15 protein-coding genes and 2 riboswitches are annotated in these 19,310 nt (G+C 37.6%); of the genes, 14 read left to right on the top strand and 1 reads right to left on the bottom strand.

All coding sequences use genetic code 11. From position 1 onward, the window contains the following. Positions 1–40 precede the first annotated feature (40 nt). The 4 genes from fabG to ACIQ38_RS18260 all read left to right on the top strand — a co-directional run bounded on the left by fabG (position 41) and on the right by ACIQ38_RS18260 (position 3,349). The gene (gene fabG / locus ACIQ38_RS18245; protein ID WP_402826339.1) at positions 41–823 is read left to right on the top strand and encodes a 3-oxoacyl-[acyl-carrier-protein] reductase; all 783 of its coding nucleotides are present in this window, start codon (positions 41–43) and stop codon (positions 821–823) included. Positions 824–859: 36 nt separating this feature from the next. Further along, positions 860–1,942: a class III poly(R)-hydroxyalkanoic acid synthase subunit PhaC gene (gene phaC / locus ACIQ38_RS18250; RefSeq protein WP_402826342.1), complete on the top strand. Its 1,083-nt coding sequence runs from the start codon at positions 860–862 to the stop codon at positions 1,940–1,942. A 560-nt stretch (positions 1,943–2,502) separates the two neighbouring features. Beyond that, positions 2,503–3,027, top strand: a complete 525-nt coding sequence (locus tag ACIQ38_RS18255) for a Rossmann-fold NAD(P)-binding domain-containing protein (protein WP_402826345.1) — start codon at positions 2,503–2,505, stop codon at positions 3,025–3,027. A gap of 109 nt (positions 3,028–3,136) precedes the next feature. Continuing rightward, on the top strand, positions 3,137–3,349 hold the full coding sequence (locus tag ACIQ38_RS18260; RefSeq protein WP_402826348.1) for a hypothetical protein: 213 nt from the start codon (positions 3,137–3,139) through the stop codon (positions 3,347–3,349). A gap of 109 nt (positions 3,350–3,458) precedes the next feature. On the opposite strand, the gene ACIQ38_RS18265 is transcribed toward ACIQ38_RS18260, so the two are convergent. Further along, positions 3,459–3,893 (bottom strand): GNAT family N-acetyltransferase, encoded by a 435-nt coding sequence (locus ACIQ38_RS18265; protein ID WP_402826351.1) that lies wholly within the window; start codon positions 3,891–3,893, stop codon positions 3,459–3,461. A gap of 149 nt (positions 3,894–4,042) precedes the next feature. On the opposite strand from ACIQ38_RS18265, the gene ACIQ38_RS18270 reads away from it, so the two are divergent. From ACIQ38_RS18270 to ACIQ38_RS18315, 10 genes are all read left to right on the top strand, one after another. Next, positions 4,043–4,801: an exodeoxyribonuclease III gene (locus tag ACIQ38_RS18270; RefSeq protein ID WP_402826354.1), complete on the top strand. Its 759-nt coding sequence runs from the start codon at positions 4,043–4,045 to the stop codon at positions 4,799–4,801. 88 nt (positions 4,802–4,889) lie between these two features. Further along, positions 4,890–6,170, top strand: coding sequence for an aminotransferase class I/II-fold pyridoxal phosphate-dependent enzyme (locus ACIQ38_RS18275; protein ID WP_402826358.1), 1,281 nt, complete (start codon positions 4,890–4,892; stop codon positions 6,168–6,170). 137 nt (positions 6,171–6,307) lie between these two features. Next, complete coding sequence (locus ACIQ38_RS18280) at positions 6,308–8,500, top strand: outer membrane protein assembly factor BamB family protein (RefSeq protein ID WP_402826361.1); 2,193 nt, start codon at positions 6,308–6,310, stop codon at positions 8,498–8,500. Between the two features lie 138 nt (positions 8,501–8,638). Next, a complete protein-coding gene (locus tag ACIQ38_RS18285) occupies positions 8,639–10,120 on the top strand; it encodes a nicotinate phosphoribosyltransferase (protein WP_402826364.1) in 1,482 nt (493 codons plus the stop codon). A gap of 2 nt (positions 10,121–10,122) precedes the next feature. Beyond that, positions 10,123–10,950, top strand: coding sequence for an ammonia-dependent NAD(+) synthetase (gene nadE / locus ACIQ38_RS18290; protein ID WP_402826367.1), 828 nt, complete (start codon positions 10,123–10,125; stop codon positions 10,948–10,950). 138 nt (positions 10,951–11,088) lie between these two features. Continuing rightward, entirely contained in the window at positions 11,089–12,039 is a 951-nt protein-coding gene (locus ACIQ38_RS18295; RefSeq protein WP_402826370.1) for an AAA family ATPase, read from the top strand. Further along, positions 12,036–13,241 (top strand): DUF58 domain-containing protein, encoded by a 1,206-nt coding sequence (locus ACIQ38_RS18300; RefSeq protein WP_402826373.1) that lies wholly within the window; start codon positions 12,036–12,038, stop codon positions 13,239–13,241. The genes ACIQ38_RS18295 and ACIQ38_RS18300 overlap by 4 nt, the downstream gene beginning before the upstream one ends. Beyond that, a complete protein-coding gene (locus ACIQ38_RS18305) occupies positions 13,238–15,427 on the top strand; it encodes a DUF4129 domain-containing transglutaminase family protein (protein WP_402826376.1) in 2,190 nt (729 codons plus the stop codon). The genes ACIQ38_RS18300 and ACIQ38_RS18305 overlap by 4 nt, the downstream gene beginning before the upstream one ends. A gap of 34 nt (positions 15,428–15,461) precedes the next feature. Continuing rightward, positions 15,462–15,563, top strand: a riboswitch (purine riboswitch). A gap of 132 nt (positions 15,564–15,695) precedes the next feature. Next, positions 15,696–17,249 carry a glutamine-hydrolyzing GMP synthase gene (gene guaA, locus ACIQ38_RS18310; RefSeq protein WP_402826379.1) on the top strand — a complete coding sequence of 518 codons (1,554 nt, stop codon included), beginning with the start codon at positions 15,696–15,698 and terminating at the stop codon, positions 17,247–17,249. An 83-nt stretch (positions 17,250–17,332) separates the two neighbouring features. Continuing rightward, positions 17,333–17,434: riboswitch (purine riboswitch) on the top strand. Between the two features lie 96 nt (positions 17,435–17,530). Then, on the top strand, positions 17,531–18,862 hold the full coding sequence (locus tag ACIQ38_RS18315; RefSeq protein WP_402826382.1) for an NCS2 family permease: 1,332 nt from the start codon (positions 17,531–17,533) through the stop codon (positions 18,860–18,862). The last annotated feature ends 448 nt before the right edge of the window (positions 18,863–19,310 follow it).

Below are 19,310 nucleotides of genomic sequence, written 5' to 3' on the forward strand. Positions count from 1 at the left end.
ATGATTTCTTAAATAAAATATATATTGGGAGTGTATTTAAATGACAGAATTGCAGACAACAATATTGGAACAAACGAATCCATTAAAACCTCTAGCAGGGAAAGTGGCTGTTGTAACAGGTGCTTCGCGAGGAATTGGTGCTGAAATAGCTAAAGCGTTAGCAAAAAACGGTGCGCAAGTTGTAGGTAATTTTCTAAGTAGCACTTTGGATATGGAAAATGTTATGGAAGAAATCGAGCGAGAAGGTGGTAGTTTGTTTGCCATCCAAGCGGATGTATCTATAGAAGAAGATTCACAAAAGCTTGTGGAGGAAGTATTAGCACGTTACGGGAAAATCGACATCCTTGTTAATAATGCTGGTGTCACAAGAGACCGTACTTTCCGTAAAATGTCCAAACAAGAATGGGATCAAGTGATCAATATCAATTTAAATAGTGTTTTCAACACAACATCCGCTGTTATCAACCATATGTTAGAACAAAAGTCTGGCCGGATTATTAATATTAGTTCAATCATCGGTCAAGCTGGTGGTTTTGGACAGACGAATTACGCTGCTTCAAAAGCTGGACTGCTAGGCTTTACGAAGTCGCTAGCTCTTGAAACTGCTAGAAATGGTATTACAGTAAATGCGATTTGCCCAGGATTCATCGAAACAGAGATGGTTGCAGCAATGCCGGAAAATGTAAAAGATGCAATCGTTGCTAAAGTACCTGTACAAAGATTAGGCCGTACTAGTGAAATTGCAGAAGCTGTCCTATTCTTAGCACAAGCAAGTTATATTACTGGTCAAGAGATCAATGTAAATGGCGGTCTTTACATGTAATAGCAATCGATAAAAAAACAATTTAGGAGGGATAGTATGGTTACGCTAGATACGAAACAATTCGACAATTGGATCGACCGTCTTTCGGAAGATAAAAATATCCAACAGATTAAACGTTTAACAGAAGTTATTTCTTCGGATGCCGAGCCAGAAGTTGGTCAGACACCAAAAGAGGTTATTTGGACGAAAAATAAAGCGAAATTATATCGCTACCAACCTGCAGTAAAGAAAACAAATAAAGTACCTATTCTAATGATTTATGCTTTAATCAATAAGCCTTATATATTAGATCTTTATCCAGGTAATAGCTTGATAGAGCATCTTACTGATAAAGGGCATGATGTCTACTTGTTAGACTGGGGTACTGCTGGTCACGAAGATCGTCATATGAAACTAGATGATTATATCGTAGATTATATTCCGCGAGCAGTTAATAAGGTGTTAAAGACTTCTAAAGCAAAAGATGTGACACTTTTAGGATACTGCATGGGTGGAACAATGACAGCAGTTTTCACTGCATTATACCCACAATTGCCGATTCGCAATCTTATTTTGATGACGAGTCCAATTGATTTTGGTAATGCAGGGCATTATTCTAACTGGCTGGATAAACGTTATTTCCAACTAGATAAATTGGTCGATACGCTTGGGAATGTTCCTTTCGAATTAATCGACTTCGGTAATAAGTTACTTAATCCAATTTCCAATGTTGTCGGGCCATATGTTAGCTTAGCTGACCGTGTGGAGAACGAAGACTTTGTGTTAAATTGGAAACTAATGCAAAAGTGGCTAAATGACGGTGTGCCTTTCCCTGGCGAATCTTATAGACAGTGGATTAGAGATTTCTATCAGGAAAACAAATTGATCAATGATCAATTAGTAATAAGAGGACGCAAAGTAGCATTGTCGAATATTAAAGCGAATTTATTGAATATCTCTGCAACAAAAGACAATATTGTTTTACCACATCAGATTGCACCGCTAAATGATAAAGTGTCTAGTAAAAACAAGACACTTCATATAGTAGAAACTGGTCATGTATCTGTTGTAACAGGTCGCAAAGCAGTCAATGAAATTCATCCATATATTGAAAAGTGGATTACTGAAAATTCGAAGTGATATAAAGGAAACAAGTCTTTAAATAGGCTTGTTTCTTTTTATTGTGGATTTATTAGGAGTCCACAGTATCGACTGGCTAAAAACAAAATTTTATCCAGTTTTTTCAATGTGTGCATCTAGTAAATGGCTTAGGGCAACCAACTAGTCATTGAAAGCAACTAATTCTATTCCGAAAGCAACCAAATCAGCGCAAGAGCAACTAAATTGCCCTTGAAAGCAACCAAATCTTAAAATAGCTCTTTACTTGGAGTGAGATGACGAGACTGTGACTCAATTTCTAGAAATGTTGCGCCAAAGACCCATAACGTTGCGCGTTTGAAGGAGATTGTTGCGCATATGCACTTCAACGTTGCGAGTAACAGCCGTTACGTTGCGCATTTATAAATTGGCGTATACTACATAAAAAAATAGAGCTGATACTTTGCTGTACAACACATTTTCTCAACTATGCACAGCATTTGTTTATTGCATTTTATACTATATTTTAATTTGAAAAAATATATTTGCTATAATATTTTGAAGTAAGTGTTGATCTATTTTCTTGAGAGGGCTGATATCAAATGAAACATATTTGTTTAATTGGTGGAACCGGAATGTTAGCGGAGGTGACAAGGTGGTATGTCGACAATAACCACATTGTTTCAGTTATTGCACGGAATGAAGAAAAAATGAATAGAATGAAAGATTCTTGTTCTAATCCAGAAAATATCAAAGCAATCTTTCTTGATTACCGAGATACTGCCGAATTGTACAATGCGCTACGAAAAAATATAGAAGTATATGGTCCTTTAAAAGAGGCAGTTGTTTGGCTACATTCTGATGGTTTACATGCACTTTCCATTTTATTTGAATTAGTAGGAGAGAAAAGTAAGGTCTGGCAAGTAGTAGGTAGTCAAGGAAACGTTGAAAACTTACGAAAACAGTACCAACCTCAAAAAGACATACAATATAATTTTATACAACTAGGGTTTGTTAGAGAAAATGATAGACAAAGATGGTTAACAAATGTTGAGATAGCGGATGGAGTTATTCACTCGATAAAAACAGGTTTGCCCTATAGTTTGGTTGGGGAAATTTCTAGTTAAAAGATAAGGAATTTACTACTGAATTTTCGTGAGGTGATTAATCATATTAAAAATATTTATCATTGGTTTAATTGTTGGGGTAGGTCGTATTTTTTTACAACGTAAAGACTTGGCGAAATTGACAACGGTTGAAAAAGTACGTACTACTTTGGTTTATTGCACGGGGATGATGTTGCTAATTGGTGGCGGCGCATTTGTTATGGAATGGACAACTTCACTAGCTATACACGAATTTTTAAAAATACTTGTATTTTTTGGTGTTCTATCAGTACTTTACGTGATGATTCATGTTATCGTGGCTATGTTATTGCCGAAATTTTAACTTGGAGGAGCGACTGCTTTTACTTTGCTCAGAGAGCGGAGTAATTTTAACTCCGCATGAGCGTTAAGTTTAAGAAAACTATCTAGACTTTTTCAGTGGTCTCTTTTTATTAAGCTAATGTTTTAATCATTAAAACATGTGGAATGCCATCTTCGTCAAATACATCCGATGAAGTTTGATAGCCCAGTTTTTCATAAAAACCTTCTGCGTGGGTTTGTCCATGTAATTTTACTTTAGACAATCCTTTTATATTTGCGATTTCTTCTAATGCCTTCACAATTACTTTTCCAAGTCCAAATTTACGATAAGACTCTAAAATACAAATACGCTCTAATTTACCTATTCCATCGACTACTCTTAATCGGCCTGTCCCAACAGGTTGTCCTTCATAATTAACTAAAATATGCTCGCATTGTCCATCAAGCGTATCGAATTGATCAAATTCTTCTTCTAATGGTACACCCTGTTCTTTCACAAATACTTCTTTTCTAATATGAAACGCTTTTTCTAAGTCGCTTTCTACTGTTATTCTTATAGAATCCATTTACTTTCAGTCCTTTTCTTTTGATTAGACAAGTAGGTAGACTCAAGTCATAATCTATTTGTATGTACATATTAGTGTAAATGAATTTAATTTTGTTGTAAATACAACATTTTTGGAACGGACAGCTTTATTTGTAAGGAGGAATACATATGAAATTAGTATCTTGGAATGTGAATGGGTTGCGCGCTTGTGTGCAAAAAGGTTTTTTAGATTATTTTCATGAAGTGGATGCAGATATTTTTTGTTTGCAGGAGACGAAATTGCAACAAGGACAAATAGATTTACAGCTAGAGGGATACGAGCAATATTGGAATTACGCAGTGAAAAAAGGTTATTCTGGTACTGCTGTGTTTACGAAAGTGAAGCCACTGTCTGTGAAATATGGTGTTGGCGATTTAGAGACAGAAGATGAAGGAAGAATTATCACATTGGAATTCCAAGACTTTTTCTTAGTGAATGTCTATACACCAAATGCAAAACGAGATTTAACGCGACTTCCCTATCGTTTGGAATGGGAAGATGAGATGCGTACATATTTGAAAACATTAGATGAAGTAAAACCGGTTATTTTGTGTGGCGATTTAAATGTTGCGCATGCAGAAATCGATTTGAAGAATGCTAAATCTAATAGAGGAAACTCTGGTTTTACACTAGAAGAACGAGGGAAAATGAACGATTTACTAGCAGCTGGTTTTGTCGATACTTTCCGTTATTTTTACCCGGATAGAGAAGGTGCCTATAGTTGGTGGTCGTACATGAATAAGGTACGCGAACGGAATATTGGGTGGAGAATTGATTACTTTATAGCATCCGAAAGACTGTCACCTATATTTAAGGATGCTTCCATTGATGCGTATATACTTGGAAGTGATCATTGCCCGGTCATTTTAGAATTAGATAAATCGTAAAATATTCAATATATTATGAGAAAAACTACAATACTTTAACGAAATAGAGTACAATATTTCTATATCAACTTTCTGGAGGTACCAATAGATGAATGCTTTAGCCGTGCAATTAAATGAAAAAATGCAACAAGAAAATCCTGTCATTTTTGATATGTTATCCGACTTAGGAAAGAGTTTATATTATCCTAAGGGCATATTAAGCCAAAGTGCAGAAGCAGGGAAGAAAGCGCATCGCTTTAATGCAACAATTGGAATTGCAACGGAAAATGGAGAACCGATGCATTTTCGTCACATACAAGAGAAGTTAGGGTATGCTCCAAAAGATATTTATCCATATGCAGCACCACAAGGAAAAGAATTATTACGTTCCATTTGGAAAGAAAAACTATTAGCTGACAACCCTTCTATGCAAGGTAAATCAATCGGCTTGCCAATTGTTACTAGCGCATTAACGCATGGTTTAAGTATTGTAGCAGATTTGTTTATGAACCAAGGTGATGTACTTATAACACCAGAGCAGTATTGGGGTAACTATAATACAGTGTTCCAAATTAGAAGAGGCGGTCGCGTTGAAACATTCCCGTTATTCAATGAACAGAATGGTTTTCATGTAGAAGCATTCCGTGAAACATTAACGAAACAACAAGAAAAAGCAATCGTGTTATTGAACTTCCCGAATAATCCAACTGGGTATACACCTTCGATTAGTGAAGCACAAGCAATTGTTCAAGTATTAAAAGACGTTGCAGCTTCTGGTACTAAATTAGTTGTCGTATTGGATGATGCTTATTTTGGCTTATTCTATGAAGATTCGATTAAAGAATCCTTATTCGGATTATTAGCAGAAAGCCATCCGAATATCTTACCAGTGAAAATCGACGGTGCTACAAAAGAAAATTATGTATGGGGATTACGCGTTGGATTTATTACTTACGCTGCAACACCTGATGTATTAGATGCATTAGAACAAAAAACAAAAGGAATTATCCGCGGAACGATATCGAGCGGTTCTCATATTTCCCAAACGATTCTTTTGGAGTCTTTACAATCAGAAGAGTTTAAAAAAGAAAAAGAAGAGAAATTTCAAATTATGAAAGGCCGTGCGATTAAAACGAAGGAAGTACTTGCAAACGAAAAATTTGCTCCTTACTGGTCATACTATCCATTTAACTCAGGGTACTTTATGTGCTTGAAGTTACATGACTTGGATGCAGAAACGCTTCGCCTTCACTTATTGGATCAATATGGTGTAGGGGTTATTGCAAGCAATAAAACAGATATCCGTGTCGCATTCTCTTGTGTAGAAGAATCAGATATTGCAGAGCTATTTGATTTGATTTATCAAGGCTGCCAAGATTTAACTAAATAATTATAGATGAAAGCTGTTCATGAGTTAGTGCTCATGAACAGTTTTTTTATGTTTCTAAAATGTAAACGCTAACATTTATTCAAAATCCGAAACATAAACTGGTGAAACGGCATTTTAATAGTTGGAGGGGGGAAAAGATGAGAGGAGAACGTATACCGGGTTGGGCAAAAGTTATTATTGGAATCAGCATTGCCTTAGTTACAATTGTTGTCTTTTATCTATTTGCTGATAAAAAACAAGAGGAAGGATCAGAGTTTGCTACTATTACTGTGAAAGAAGAACCAACAGTTGAATCTAATGAGGAAGAAGAGGTAGCTCCTAGCCCAGTTATTAAAGAGAGTGAAGTCGAGTATGCTTCAAAAGATTGGGCGATTCATGGTGGTGATTATTACAACAGACGTTATTCTACATTGAATCAAATCACATCCGAAAATATAGGGGATTTAAAACCAACTTGGGTTAGTAGTCTGGGCTCAGGAGCAGAAGATAAATATTCGGGAGAGGCTACACCAATCGTAGTAGATGGCATTATGTATATTGCAACTGGTGCTAATGACGTATTTGCAATTGATGCTAAAACAGGTGAACAGATTTGGGCATATACGCCGGACATACCACAAGAAATGGACACGGTCTGTTGTGGTTGGACAACACGGGGAGTAGCAGTTGGTGATGGAAAGGTATATGTAGGTTTACTTGATGCACGCTTAGTGGCCCTTGACCAAAAAACTGGGGAAGAATTATGGGAAACAAAAGTGGCGGAATGGGAGGAGGGATATACTGTTACAAGCGCACCACTTTACTATAATGGTAAAGTCTACACGGGGGTAGCCGGTGGAGAATATGGTATTCGTGGACGAGTGATGGCGTATGATTCAGATTTAGGGTATGAAGTATGGCGTTTCTATACGATTCCTGGACCAGCAGATATGGATGGGGATACTTGGCCTGCAAATAACGATGCTTGGTTAACTGGAGGGGGACCTGTTTGGAATACACCAGCAGTTGATCCAGAGCTTGGGTATATTTATTTTGCAACTGGAAATACAGCACCTGACTTAGATGGTAGTAATCGCGAAGGCGACAATTTATACGCAAACTCTGTAGTTGCTGTGAATGCGGAAAACGGGGATTATGTATGGCATTTCCAAGAAGTACATCATGATATTTGGGATATGGATCCAGCGAACCCAGTTGTTTTATTTGATGTAGAAAAAGACGGAGTAATGCGCAAGGGTCTTGGGCAGGCTGGAAAAACTGGATGGGTTTATTTCTTAGATCGTACGGATGGGACACCACTTGTAGGGATTGAAGAAAAGCCGGTACCACAATTAGCAGAGCAAAAAACAGCAGCAACCCAGCCATTCCCAATAGGAGATGCATTTGTGCCGCAGGGTGTGTTTCAAGAAGATGTGGACCGTGATTTAGGGGATGCATTTGAAGGGCAAATAGGCGATATATTTACTCCATTTTGGGAAGAACCTATTACACTTAAGCCAGGTCCTGCTGGTGGTGCGAACTGGCCACCGTCTGCTTATAACCCGGATACGGAGCTATTTTATGTTTTAGGAAACGATAACTATTTTTCTTTTGCTAGACAAGAAGACGAAGCATTTGAGGAAGGTTCTATGTATATCGGTAGTATTATGCAACCAGTTTCAAATGCGCCGCAACGTGGAACAGTTACAGCTCTAGACGTGAAAACAAACAAAATTGTATGGCAACAAAATTGGGATGCTCAAGCATACAGCGGTGTTCTAACAACTGCGGGGAATCTTGTTTTTGCAGGTCATAACGATGGTCGCTTAATCGCTTTTGACGCTAAAACAGGAGACCAGTTGTGGGAATACATGATGGATGCAGGTGCCAATGCTCCATCTGTCACATATGAAATTGATGGAGAACAATATATCTCTATTTATGCTGCAGGTAATGCACTTGCTGGTACGAAGCATGGCGATAAAGTTTACACATTTAAATTGGGAGGAATTTTACCTGAAGGTCAGGTGATTGACGCTTCGGCAAAAAATAATTCGACCGAGTCTGTTACCGAAGAAGCAACAGAAGGCGAAACAGTAAGCAGTGTAGATGCTGGTCTAGCGCTTTATACAAATAGTTGTATTGCTTGTCATGGCAATCAAGGAGCGAATGGACATAATGGACCAAACCTACAAGACAGTAAATTCGCAGAAAGTAGAGAAAATGTCATCGATCGAATAACAAATGGCGGATCTACTATGCCATCATTCAAAGACTCGTTAACTCCCGAAGAAATTGAAGCGATAGCAGACTATATCGTGACAGTCGTTTCTCCTTTAGGAGGAAATTAGTTTTTTGTCCCTGTGCAGCAAACAATTCAGAATTGTTTGCTGCACAGGGACGTTTGTTTATTTATCCAAGAAAAAGGGGAAATAGTGTATACTAGATTCAATCGTTACAAGTTAGAAGTTATGGAGAAGGGGATCATTATGAAAAAGAATTATCCAGACGACGGATTAGCTTTACATACGGATTTATATCAAATTAATATGGCGGAATCTTATTGGGCAGATAATATGCATGAAAGAAAAGCGGTATTTGAATTGTTTTTCCGGAAGCTTCCATTTGGAAATGGCTACGCTATTTTTGCGGGACTAGAAAGATGTCTTGATTATTTACGGAATTTTCATTTTACAGAAAGTGACTTAGAATATTTGCAACATGAGGTTGGTTATAAAGAAGACTTTATCGATTATTTGCGAACAGTTCGTTTTACTGGTGATGTATATTCGATGGTCGAGGGAGAGCTTGTGTTTCCGAATGAGCCAATTATGCGTATTGAATCGACATTAGTAGAAGCGCAACTTGTAGAAACTGCATTATTAAATATCGTGAATTATCAAACGCTGATCGCTACAAAAGGATCACGTATTAAACAAGTAGTAAAAGATGAAGTTGCCATGGAATTTGGCTCAAGACGTGCGCAAGAAATGGATGCGGCTATTTGGGGAACTCGCGCTGCGTATATTGGTGGAATTGAATCTACTAGCAATGTGCGCGCAGGGAAAATGTTCGGTATTCCTGTTGCTGGAACGCATGCCCATTCTTTAGTACAAGCGTATAAAAGTGAATATGAAGCCTTCCATTCGTATGCGAGACGTCATAAAGACTGTGTTTTTTTAGTGGATACGTATAACACGTTAAAAACGGGTGTACCAACTGCGATAAAAGTAGCGAAAGAACTTGGGGACAAGATTAACTTTATCGGAATACGATTAGATTCAGGGGATATTTCATTTCTTTCGAAAGAAGCTAGAAAGATGCTGGATGCTGCTGGATTTACGAACACGAAAATTATTGTATCAAATGATTTAGATGAATATACAATCTTAAATTTAAAGGCCCAAGGTGCAAAAGTAGATAGTTGGGGTATTGGAACAAAGCTAATAACGGGTTATGATCAGCCTGCGCTGGGAGCGGTATATAAAATCGTCTCGATCGAGGATGAAGATGGAAAGATGCAAGATACGATTAAAATCTCTTCCACAACAGAAAAAGTAACAACCCCTGGTGAAAAGAAGCTTTACCGAATTATCGATAAAGAAAATGGGAAAGCAGAAGGCGACTATATTACAATGCATGATGAAGATCCAACGCATGAAAAACGCTTGAAAATGTTCCATCCAGTCCACACATTTGTATCCAAATTTGTGACGAACTTTGAAGCGAAAGAATTACATGTACAAGTCATTGAAAACGGAGAAGTTACCTATCAAATTCCAGACTTACATGAAGTTAGAGCGTATGCGCATAATAACTTAGATTTACTTTGGGATGAATATAAACGTTCACTAAACCCAGAGGAGTATCCAGTTGATTTAAGCCAAAAATGTTGGGACAATAAAATGCGTAATATACAAGAAGTAAAAGAAATGGAACATAATCTTATTGAGCAAAATGGAGGTCTATAATTATGACTGCAATGCAAGAAGAGATTATTAAAGCATTAAAAGTAAAACCAATTATTAATGTAGAAGAAGAAATTCGAACTAGCATTGATTTTATGAAGGCGTATTTAAAAAAACATCCTTTTATGAAAAGTATGGTACTAGGCATTTCAGGAGGCCAAGACTCTACATTAGTAGGGAAGCTTGCACAACTAGCGGTAAATGAGTTAAATAAAGAAGCCGGTGAGGACCTTTATGCATTTATCGCGGTAAGTTTGCCATACGGAGTACAATTCGATGAGCATGAGCGTCAAGATGCATTAGAGTTTATTCAACCATCTAGAACTGTCACGATCAATATTAAAGAGGCAGTCGATGCAAGTGCGCGAGCGCTTAGTGAAGCAGGTATTTCTTTATCTGATTTTGCAAAAGGAAACGAAAAAGCAAGAGAACGTATGAAAGCTCAATATTCAATTGCTGCAATGTATAATGGCGTCGTGCTTGGAACGGATCATGCAGCAGAGGCAGTCACTGGATTTTATACAAAGTACGGAGATGGCGGTGTCGATTTAACGCCAATTTTCCGTTTGAATAAAAGACAAGGTAAGCAACTGCTTAAACAACTTGGATGTCCGGAACATTTATATTTGAAAGTACCGACAGCAGATTTAGAAGAGAATCGTCCAGCACTTCCAGACGAGGTAGCACTTGGTGTAACCTATAATGAAATTGATGATTATTTAGAAGGAAAAATGGTATCTAAGGAATCCCAAGAAAAAATAGAAGGTTTCTATAATCGCTCTTTACATAAGCGACATATGCCAATCACCGTATTTGATGATTTTTGGAAATAATAATTCTAAGCCGAGCTGTCTGCTAAAAGATGGCTCGGCTTTTCTTATTTGTTTTATATTGTAATTTTCGGTATGCTAAATGAGTATTATATTAATTTTCGAACTAATCTTTCAATAGAATGTACCGGGGGAAAACAAATGACGGAACAATTACAAATTCAATCTATTATTACAAATATAGAAAAAGTGATGATTGGTAAAAAAAATATTGCAGAGCTTGCAGTGATTGCACTTCTTGCTGAAGGGCATGTACTGTTAGAAGATGTACCGGGTGTTGGGAAAACGATGATGGTACGGGCACTTGCCAAATCAATCGGTGCCGATTTCAAAAGAATTCAATTTACGCCGGATTTATTGCCGTCCGATGTATTAGGAGTTTCTATTTATAACCCAAAAGAAATGGAATTCGAATTTAGGGCTGGTCCCATTATGGGGAATATTATACTTGCCGATGAAATAAATCGTACCTCACCTAAGACACAATCCGCACTTCTCGAGGGAATGGAAGAGGCTTCCGTTACAATAGATGGAATTACCATGCCAATACCTAAACCTTTTTTTGTCATGGCCACACAAAATCCAATTGAGCATGAAGGGACATACCCATTACCAGAAGCACAGCTAGACCGATTTTTGATGAAGTTGAAAATGGGGTATCCACATCCAAGTGAAGAAATAGAAATTCTCAATAGAGTGGAAAAGTTAACGCCGATTGAACAAATCACGTCAGTTGTTACTTTGGAACAATTAATCAATTTACAACAACAAGTGAAAATGGTGAAAGTCGATCAGACGATGAAAGGGTATATTGTCGATCTTGCCAATCGTACGAGACAAGATACGTATATTTATTTGGGAGTTAGTCCAAGAGCTTCAATCGCGCTAATGAGAGCAGCGCAAAGTTATGCAATGCTTCAAGGAAGGGATTTCGTCATACCGGATGATATTCAATATTTAACTCCTTTCGTTTTCGGGCATCGGGTCATTCTTAGACCAGAAGCTAGATATGATGGCATTTCTACAGAGGAAGTGTTAGCTCGAATTATTAAGCGAACACCTGTCCCATATAAGAGGACAGTAAATCAATGAAGCAGCGATTAAAACGATTACGACAGTTAAAAGGTTTTGTTGGTGTTATTTTACTTTTAATCGTAACGTTCGTTTACGCAATGTTCCAAGGTGGATTTGTTAGTTGGTTTTTATTTTATTCGTTAATCCCGCTTTCTATCTATTCCATGCTTTTATTTTTTTATCCACTTAAGAAGTTGGAAGTAACTAGAACAATCGATACTCGGAATGTGTATAGCGGTGGAAAATTTACGGCAACCATTCATGTGAAAAGGAATAATCGCTTTCCGCTTGTGTATGTAAAGTTTGAAGAAAAAGTTAGTCCAACTTTAGCACATATCATTTCTTGGAAACGAATGATTTTTTGGGGGATGAAAAAAGAGTTTATGTGGACATATGAAATGGATCATATTCCTCGCGGGGAACATGTGCTAGAAGGACTAACAGTGCAAGGGAGTGATTTATTTGGTTGGGTGAAGTCAGAGGCTTTTATTCCTAATCCTAAAACAATCCTTGTGTTTCCAAGCGTAACGGAAATGGTATATGTCCCAATTGAAACACGGTATGACCAAGGAGCAGCTATTTCCAGAATTCAAACGATGAAAGACACTTCAATGGCTACGGGTGTAAGATCCTATCAACCGGGAGACCGGGTTTCTTGGATTCACTGGAAGTCCTTTGCTAGGACGCAAACGCTCAAAACGAAAGAGTTTGAAGACCGTCAATCTCAAGATCTATTCGTTTTAATGGACCGGACACCGACCGATAGTTTTGAAGATATGGTCGATTTAACTGCCTCTATTTTACAAGCAATCGTACGTCACCAAGCATCCAGTGCATTTTTGTCGCTAGGAGAAAATCGTTTTTTTCTGCCATCTGTTCAAAATGAAAGTCAGTTGCAACGAGCGCTTTATCATTTAACGAAAGTGCAACCGGATTTAACGAAGTCGATTGAACAAGTCATTTTACATGACGGAGCATTGGCACAAGCAACTTCTCTTCTATATGTGACAAGTAATCTTACATATGAATGGATAGATAGTGTTCAAAAAACGGCAAGCAACTTACGTGTTTGTACATGCTTTGTTGTGAAACAAAAAGATGCGAAGCTATTGAAAGAGGAACAAATCCTGCATCAGTTTGCTGCAAGCAGAGGGATACGGATTCATACTATTACAAAAGATCGTTTTGCCCAAGCGTTTTTGGAGGTGACTCGTTCATGAATAAAAAAACAGTGTTATCTTTTTTCATTTATTTTTTTGTATTTGTTTTAATGGTTGAATGGTTAAAACCGGTGATTGAGCTAACCGATACCGATCATTTGCAACTATTTAGTTTGTATTTATTCATCTCCTTTGTATTTTATTTTGTAAGGTTAAAGTGGTACTATGCAGCCCCATTAAAGCTAGTTTTTATTTGTTGGGTAATTATTTCAATTTATACTAACTATTCGTTTTTCTCATTAGAAGCTTTTTCTTATTTGACAGAAGCAATTGGTGTGAATTTCACTGCATTGATTACACGTGATTGGTTGGAAGTAACGAATCCTTTTCGAACCTTTTTGTTTTTCTTACTATTGTGGATGACTACTTATCTATTAAATTATTGGATTCGTGTTAGAAAAAATATACTCCTATTTTTCATTCTAACAATTTTATTCATCACCATTTTAGATACTTTCAGTCCATATAATGGAGAGAAAAGTATCATTATTGCATTGATAACAGGTTTTATCGCGATGGGATTACTGTATGCGGAGAAAATGGGAAGTGAAAATAAAGAGCAAATAAAAGCCACTTTTTTACTTGGTGGCATAGGTAGTCTCTTTGGAATACTTATTATCAGTGGAGCATTGGCATATATATTACCGAAAGCTGGTCCTAGCTGGCCTGATCCAGTACCTTTTTTTACTGCTGCTAAACAATCTACTTCTGGTGAAGAGGGCGGTAGCGGAAGTGGGGGGCATCGTAAAGTAGGTTATGGTGAAAATGATGAAAACTTAGGCGGAGCATTTGTCGCAGATGACACGCCTGTATTTACAGCCGCTGTACCGACCAAACAATATTGGAAAATTGAAACGAAGGACACGTATACATCTAAAGGATGGATTCAATCTGATACGGAAGCACAAATTAGTAGCTATAATATAGGGGAAATAATTCAATCTGATATTGCCCCGGGCGAAGAAGAGAGAACGGCGATTGCAAGAATTTCCATGTTGCAGGAATATCCTTTTGTTATGCAACCTTATGGCATTAAGCGAGTAGATGCCTTAGAACCGTTCACACTATCTTGGAACGAGACAAACCAAAAAATCTCTACGTTTAACGGTGGTAGCACTGTGCCGATTCAGAATTATGATGTTGCTTATAGTGAACCCGTTTATAGTTTAAAAGCACTTCGAAATACGAAAATCGAAAGCTTAGATAGCCTTACAACTGAGTTTGATCGATATCTTCAACTGCCAGAAACTCTGCCAACTAGAGTGCGAGAGTTAGCTAGCTCTATTACAGAGGGGGACGAGAGTTTATATGACAAGGCAAAATCTATTGAAAGATACTTCCGGCAAAATGGCTTTCGCTATAATCAGCAATTAGCTGCGATTCCAGAAGGGAACACGGATTATGTCGATCAGTTTTTATTTGATACAAAGATAGGTTATTGCGATAACTTCTCCACTTCGATGGTTGTTTTGCTCCGTTCAGAAGGAATTCCAGCGCGTTGGGTGAAAGGTTTTGCACCAGGAGAGATTGTACAAAGAGAAGACAGCATTCCTATTTATGAAATAACGAATAATAACGCCCATTCATGGGTTGAGGCGTACTTTCCGAATATCGGGTGGATGATTTTCGAACCTACGATTGGATTTTCCAATAGTGCAAACTTAAACTATGACTTAGATCTTCAAACGGATGAGTTGGAAGCTCCGAAACCAACACCAACGCCAACTCCTAAGAAACCGAAGCCAGAAACAGAAAGGGCAGAGGTTTCTGAAAAGTTCACCGAAGCAATGAGTAATAGTGTCAATTGGGTATTGGACAGAAAAGCTCTATTTATATGGTCGATCATCGGACTAGCCATTATCGGGTTACTTGCTTATCGCTATAGACGTAAATGGTTATCAAAAGTACTGATTCCTGCATATCGCGTGAGAAAAAATGATTGGGATACGTTTGAAAAAATGTATTATCAATTACTTAAACAGCTTCATTCTTACGGCTATGGAAAGGAGCCAGGCCAAACATTAACGGATTACGCCGCACAGATCGATGGCTACTTTGACGGTGACCATATGAGGAAGCTCACAATTGCATACGAAAAAGGATTTTACGGTGGCAGTAAAAAAGACATTGACTACCCGCTGATGCGAGAAAGTTGGGAAAATTTAATCAATCAGCTAAGCAGTTGATTTTACACGCTACAAGCTGTAAACTAAAGTCAAATTAAATTGACCAAGTTGCCCTCGTATATGTCCGATAATATGGTTCGGATGTCTCTACCAAGTTACCGATAATAACTTGACTATGAAGGTGAATGCAATCATGTCTTTTTTAGACAGTTGCATTCACCTTTTTGAAGTAGAGAACATAAACGCGTGGAAAGAGGTTTACTTTCTTACGCGTTTTTTTATTCTAGTGAACGCACTTGGATCACTAATAGAGAAAAGGTGGATGCTAATGTCTTCAACTCCATTGTTGCAAGAACAAGAAAAAATTGTCGTATTAGATTTTGGTAGTCAATACAACCAACTAATCACGCGTCGTATTCGTGAATTTGGAGTGTACAGTGAGTTGCACCCACATACAGTAACAGCGGAAGATTTAAAGAAAATGAATGCTACAGGAATCATTTTCTCTGGTGGCCCGAACTCTGTATATGATGAAAATGCATTTCATATTGATCCAGCGATTTATGAAATTGGAGTTCCGATTTTAGGTATTTGCTACGGGATGCAATTAATGTCTCAACATTTCGGTGGGAAAGTAGAGAAAGCTTCTCATAGAGAATACGGTAAAGCGGAAATTGATATAAAAAATGCTACAGCTTTATTTGGACAACTTCCCGCAAACCAAGTTGTATGGATGAGCCACGGTGACCATGTAACAGTTGCACCAGAAGGATTTGAAGTAATTGCAACGAGCCCTTCTTGTGAAGTTGCTGCAATGGCTAATGTAGCGAAGAATTTATACGCTGTTCAATTCCACCCAGAAGTAAGACATTCTATTTACGGAATCGATTTACTTCGTCAATTCGTATTCGATGTTTGTCATGCAAAAGGCGACTGGACAATGGAAAGCTTCGTAGAAATGGAAATCGAAAAAATTCGAGCAGAAGTGGGCGACAAAAAGGTTCTTTGTGCACTTAGTGGTGGAGTAGATTCCTCAGTAGTTGCTGTTCTAATCCACAAAGCAATTGGCGATCAGCTAACTTGTATGTTCGTTGACCACAACCTAAACCGAAAAGGTGAAGTGGAGCAAGTAATGAAGACTTTCACAGAAGGTTTCCATATGAAAGTCATTAAAATTGATGCACGCGAACGTTTCATGAATAAGCTAGCTGGAGTATCAGATCCAGAGCAAAAACGTAAAATTATTGGTAATGAATTCATCTACGTATTTGATGAAGAAGCATCTAAATTAGATGGCATGGATTTCTTAGCTCAAGGTACTCTTTATACAGATATCATTGAATCTGGTACTGCAACAGCTCAAACGATTAAATCTCACCATAATGTAGGTGGACTACCTGAAGATATGCAGTTCAAGTTAATCGAGCCATTAAAAACATTGTTCAAAGACGAAGTGCGTGCACTTGGTTTAGAACTTGGTCTTGATGAAGCAATCGTTTGGCGTCAACCTTTCCCGGGTCCAGGATTAGGTATCCGCGTTCTTGGTGAAGTAACAGAAGAGAAATTAGAAATCGTTCGTGAATCAGATGCAATCCTTCGCGAAGAAATCGCAAAAGCAGGTCTTGATCGCGATATTTGGCAATACTTCACAGTGCTACCTGACATCCGTAGCGTAGGTGTAATGGGCGACGCTCGTACGTATGACTACGCAATCGGTATCCGTGCAGTAACTTCTATTGATGGTATGACTTCTGACTGGGCACGTATCCCATGGGATGTGCTTGAAAAAGTCTCTGTTCGTTTAGTAAACGAAGTAGCACACATCAACCGCGTACTGTATGACATTACGAGTAAACCACCAGCAACTATTGAGTGGGAATAGTCAGAAAGCGAACTTTATTATCTAAAAGATAAAAAACGTTCGGATTTAGTATTGATTTTCAAAAAGTACAATGTTATATTACTAATATAATTTAATTATGTTGTCGTATAACGTTGGGAATAAGGCCCAAAAGTCTCTACCGAATCACCGTAAATGATTCGACTACGATGAGTGGAACTATTTATCTTTCGCTTATTTAGGGATATGTAAAGCATACGACCGTGTTATAACTGGTCGTATGCTTTTCTTTTTGGTTGTACGGACAAAAAATGGAGGAACTTATGAAAAAGTATTTCAGGTTTGAGGAACTAGGTACAAACTATCGCCGCGAGATTATCGGAGGGTTAACAACGTTTTTAGCAATGGCTTATATTCTAGTAGTAAACCCCTTAACATTATCTTTAGAGACAGTACCAGGTCTACCAGATTTCATGTATATGGATAAAGGATCTATATTTACAGCGACAGCAATTGCAGCAGCGATCGGATCTATATTGATGGGGGCAGTAGCGAGGTATCCAATTGCATTAGCACCGGGAATGGGACTAAATGCTTTTTTTGCTTATACTGTAGTACTAACATACGAAATTCCTTGGCAAATCGCTTTAACAGGTGTTTTATTTTCAGGTCTTATTTTTATAGTTCTTTCATTATCGGGTATTCGCGAAACGATTATTAATGCCATTCCAGCTGAGTTAAAATATGCAGTTGGTGCAGGTATCGGATTATTTATCACTTTCCTTGGTTTACAAAACTCAAAGATTATTGTTAGTAATGATGCAGTTATTGTTGGTTTAGGAGACTTAGCGGATCCAAACGTTCTATTAACAATCTTCGGTTTAGTGTTGACTGTTATAATGATGGTAAGAGGTATTAAGGGCGGTATTTTCTATGGTATGTTAATTACCGCGATTGTAGGTATGGTTTTTAGTTTAGTTCAACTGCCAGACGCAGTTGTTGGAAGTATCCCGAGTATGGCTCCAACATTCGGAGCGGCCTTTGATGCAATTCTCAATGATCCAGCAGCTTTACTAACTACTCAATTTTTAGTTGTTGTACTTACATTCTTGTTTGTTGATTTCTTTGACACTGCAGGTACATTAATTTCCGTAGCTAACCAAGCAGGATTAATGAAAGAAGATAAATTACCTCGTGCAGGAAAAGCCTTGCTTGCAGATTCAATCGCAACAGTAAGTGGAGCAATCGCTGGAACTTCTACAACTACTTCTTACGTAGAATCTACTGCAGGTGTTGCTGCAGGTGCACGTACAGGTTTCGCAGCAATCGTAACTGGAGTTTTATTTTTACTATCATTATTCTTCTACCCGGTACTAAGTGTTATTACTTCTAGTGTTACAGCTCCAGCTCTAATTATTGTAGGGGTATTAATGGTAACGTCTTTAGGGAAAATTAATTGGAACAAATTCGAAATTGCAGTTCCAGCGTTCTTCGTAATAATTGCAATGCCGTTAACTTATTCTATTGCAACTGGTATCGCAATCGGATTTATCTTCTATCCAATTACGATGATCGTAGCGGGACGTATTAAAGAAATTCATCCTATTATGTATGGCTTATGGGTTATATTCGTTTGCTATTTTGTCTTCTTGTAATAGAACATCTTGAAAAGAGAGGCATAGTGTCTCTCTTTTTTTGATGAAAAAAATGTAGATAAAAAAGGAAAGCTAGCGAAAGGATATGGCGATGTATATTAGTTAAATAGTACATAAAACAAGGGTTCAAGTGCTATTTAAACTAATTAAAGGTATTAGTTGCATTTATCTGAATAAAGTGTTATTATCTTTTTACAACATTTTGTCGAATAAAGTGTTGACGGAGTGTTGAAAAGGGTGTTAAGATACAAAGGTCGCTAAAACAAAACGACAAAATAAACAACATGAACATTGAAAACTGAACATGCAAAACGTTAAGATATATAGCTTGTTAGCTAACTTTTGTTAGTCTAATAGCAAAACAATTTTGACATCATTTAATGATGATGCCAGCAAAACAAAATGAGCTTTTTAAGTTCTCTATTATGGAGAGTTTGATCCTGGCTCA

The organism is Psychrobacillus sp. NPDC096389, assembly GCF_044762855.1.
Classification (GTDB): Bacteria; Bacillota; Bacilli; order Bacillales_A; family Planococcaceae; genus Psychrobacillus.